This is a genomic window from Paraburkholderia sp. BR10954 (genome assembly GCF_040965775.1).
Lineage (GTDB): Bacteria > Pseudomonadota > Gammaproteobacteria > Burkholderiales > Burkholderiaceae > Paraburkholderia > Paraburkholderia youngii.
In genome coordinates this window covers 1-3,461 of the sequence record NZ_JBFRCK010000129.1, presented here as the reverse complement: position 1 = coordinate 3,461, position 3,461 = coordinate 1, and the positions used below count along the sequence as shown (strand labels likewise).

Genomic DNA, 3,461 nt, shown 5'->3' with positions numbered 1-3,461 from the left:
TCGGCAAACAGTGGTCGTCACGCTTCAAAAGCCAGACGACCAACCTGCCAGCAGACTCTCATGGCTGATACGACGCAAGTGGCAAACGGCCAACTCTCTGAAAACGAGTTGTGCAGACCTTCCCTAGAAGATGCCGGACGGTGCGGTGTTCACGCAGAAATATCAAGTCAGGTTTGGTCAACATGGTCAGATCTACGCACCATACTCATCCGACGCTGTGTACATTCTGGTAGATGCGATGAAGCGTGCAAACTCGACTAAGCGAGCCGCAATCCTGGCCACCATACAGCACACAAAATACTTGGGCGTCTCCGGCCTCGTTCAGTTTGACGAACACGGAGATCTTTCGAACGCAGCAGCACCAGGCGGTTCGAAGCCTGCTCCTGCAAGCCGGCTTCGGGAGGCCTACTCCCATCTTCAGTACAGCATCGCAAGCTTTCGCTTGTGTTCGTGACACACTCTCGTCCATGCGCCAGCTGTTGCCTACCGGGCGCTGGCGCCGACGAAAGGCCTTCTCGAGCACCGGCAGCAGCTTGATCACCCAGCGATGCACCGTGGAATGATCCACCTCGATGCCGCGCTCGGCCATCATCTCTTCCAGATCCCGCAAGCTCAACGAGTACGCCACGTACCAGCACGCACAGCAGAATCACGTCCACCGGATGGTGCAGGCGCTTGAGGACATTGGCAATGCCGCCTGGCAGGCTCGTGCGCGGCGTCTTCGCTGGCTTATTCATCCGCTGACTTGCGGTTTCCAAAACCGGCCATTCTACTTCCCGTTATCGCGACAGAACCTCACCGGTCGCCTCGCTTGCGCTCAGCGGACACTGATCATACCCACTGCATTCACTGGTGGCATAAAAATTGCGTCGAGGTAAGCCGACGACGTAACCTATACATAGTCAAGGCCAAACATCCATGCAACAAAATTGTCACCATCTTTCTGCTTCTAGTTTCCTACTGCACGTTGCTATCGGCTGCTGACAACCAAGGGAACGGAACCATGCACCCCCCTTAGCTCTTACCCCCCTCAGACTTTCGGCGGGCTCTCGCAGTTGATTATCAATACTCGAATAAAATTGTCAATTTCGTCGATACCCCCCCTTTCTGGCTTTCGCCCGAGACCCTTGCCTACCGACGGACGACACATGGTGAGCGCCAGTTCATTAAATTCAATATCAAAACTGGGAAGAAGCAACCGGCTTTCGATCATAGCCGCCTTGCCGAAGCATTAAATAAGGCGGCCTCCTCGAATTTCCGAGGCAATTGGCTGCCCTTTGACCGCTTCGAAATCGGACAAGACGGCAACCAGTTGCTGTTCTCCATTGATTCCGTTCAGTGGAGTTGTGATCTTTCAAGCTACATCTGCACTAGGATCTCTCAGGGCGAAATCTTGTCATTTCATAACGACTTCACGCCAACGGCTGAAAGCGATAGTCGAATCACAAGCGATTCACCGGACGGCAAGTGGAAAGCATATATCAAAAACTACAACGTCTTTCTAATGAGTAAGGACGGGTCAGTAAATGTGCCGTTAAGTTGGGACGGGACAGAAGCGAACAATTACGTCTTCTCATCCCTAAAGTGGTCCCCTGACTCCAATCACCTCGCAGGTTACCGTGTCGCCCTCGGCCAACCGCGTCAAATCATGCTTGTCAATTCCTCAGCAACAAACCATCAAGCCAGGTATGAGCCAATAGCGTATCCCAAAGCGGGAGATATTCTTCCGCGACCGCAACCGGTACTATTCGACATAGTCAACAAGCGCATGATCAATATCGACAATGCTTTGTTCCCGAATCCTTTTGACCTTTCCCAAATTAATTGGTGGAAGGATGGGAGAGGCTTTACATTTGAGTACAACCAACGCGGCCATCAGCTCTACCGAGTAATCGAGGTGGAGGCAGCCACCGGCCGTACGCGCTCTTTGATCGATGAGGTCAGCTCCACGTTCGTCGATTATACAGATTTAAGAAATAACCAAAGAAATGCCGGAAAACACTTTCGTTACGATGTTAATGATGGAGAGGAAATTATCTGGGCATCCGAGCGCGATGGATTTGAACATCTGTACCATCTTTAATGGCCGTACCGGTGTTTTAGAAAACCAAATCACCAAAGGTGACTGGATTGTCCGCGCGGTGGACCACATCGATCCAGTCAGAAGGGAAATTTGGTTTGAAGCAAGCGGAATGAATTTCGGCGAGGACCCTTATTTCGTTCATGCCTACCGAATTGGCTTCGACGGAAAGGGGCTGACATCGCTTACGCCAGAACCGGCCAATCACCACATCGAATTTTCTCCTGACGGTAGATTCTACGTCGATCTCTGGTCGCGTATCGACCTTCCCCCACGCATGGCACTTTTCCGGTCTAGCGACAACGCTAAACTGATGCCGATCGAGAGCACCGACATCTCCCAACTCGAATCTAATGGATGGAGAGCGCCAATCAATTTTGTTGCCAAAGGGCGCGATGGTAAGACCGATATTTGGGGAATCATTCATCTACCAGATAGATTCGATCCACATCTGAAGTATCCTGTGGTGGAGGATATATATGCCGGCCCGCAAGGCTCTCACGTCCCAAAGTCATTCTCAACCACAACAGAGCCCCTTACCCAGTTGGGTTTTATCGTTGTGCAAATCGACGGAATGGGCACTAACAACCGTTCACGCCTTTTCCATGACGTCGCGTGGAAGAATCTGAAAGATGCAGGCCTTCCCGATCGCATTCTGTGGCATAAGGCGGCTGCCTCTCTATATCCCTGGTACGACATCTCGAATTTGGGAATCTTCGGTACATCAGCTGGCGGCCAGAACGCCATTGATGCACTGCTATTCCATTCGGACTTCTATAAGGTTGCGGTAGCCAACAGTGGTTGCTATGACAACCGTATGGACAAGATATGGTGGAACGAACAGTGGATGGGCTGGCCCGTCGGCATTGAATACTCACAGTCCTCCGCCATCGACAATGCCGACAATCTGCACGGCAAACTTATGCTTGTTGTGGGCGAAATGGACCACAATGTCGATCCGGCCTCCACCTTTGCGCTCGCCGACAGTCTCATTAAGGCGGGAAAGGAATTCGAAATGGTCTATGTGCCTGGTGCTGATCATGGAGCCCCCGGTATCTTCACCGAGCGTAAACTCCTGGATTTCTTCGTTCGCAATGTTTTCGGGCAAGATCCGCCTAATTGGAATGCCAAATAGAGGTTGGAATGCCACTCGTAATCGTCGACACGACGGTCATGCAAAAGGCGATCGCCCATCCAACCGATTCGCGCCTGCTCGAGCGGTGTCGCGAACATCTGGTGAAGGCCGCGGCGCGACACGGGTTGAAGCTGCGGCAGAACTACAACCGCGAGGCGCCGCACGTGGCACTTCAGATTGGCCGCTACGCCCATGCGAAGCAGTTCAAGCGCATGAAGAAGGCGCTGCGCACGTTGCGCTCGCGCG

General features: G+C 52.5%; 2 protein-coding genes and 3 pseudogenes. 4 read left to right on the top strand and 1 reads right to left on the bottom strand.

Annotated elements, in window-relative coordinates:
• Window positions 1-127 precede the first annotated feature (127 nt).
• Window positions 128-352: pseudogene (locus tag AB4Y34_RS41195) on the top strand (branched-chain amino acid ABC transporter substrate-binding protein); the annotation flags it as partial.
• A 105-nt stretch (window positions 353-457) separates the two neighbouring features.
• Here the strand turns inward: AB4Y34_RS41195 and AB4Y34_RS41190 are convergent.
• Window positions 458-737, bottom strand: a pseudogene (locus tag AB4Y34_RS41190) (IS6 family transposase); the annotation flags it as partial.
• A gap of 656 nt (window positions 738-1,393) precedes the next feature.
• Here AB4Y34_RS41190 and AB4Y34_RS41185 point away from each other — a divergent pair.
• From AB4Y34_RS41185 to AB4Y34_RS41175, 3 genes and pseudogenes are all read left to right on the top strand, one after another.
• Entirely contained in the window at window positions 1,394-2,083 is a 690-nt protein-coding gene (locus AB4Y34_RS41185; protein ID WP_368719228.1) for a DPP IV N-terminal domain-containing protein, read from the top strand.
• Window positions 2,055-3,215, top strand: a complete 1,161-nt coding sequence (locus tag AB4Y34_RS41180; RefSeq protein ID WP_368719227.1) for a prolyl oligopeptidase family serine peptidase — start codon at window positions 2,055-2,057, stop codon at window positions 3,213-3,215. The genes AB4Y34_RS41185 and AB4Y34_RS41180 overlap by 29 nt, the downstream gene beginning before the upstream one ends.
• Window positions 3,216-3,232: 17 nt before the next feature.
• Window positions 3,233-3,461, top strand: a pseudogene (locus AB4Y34_RS41175) (IS5/IS1182 family transposase); the annotation flags it as partial.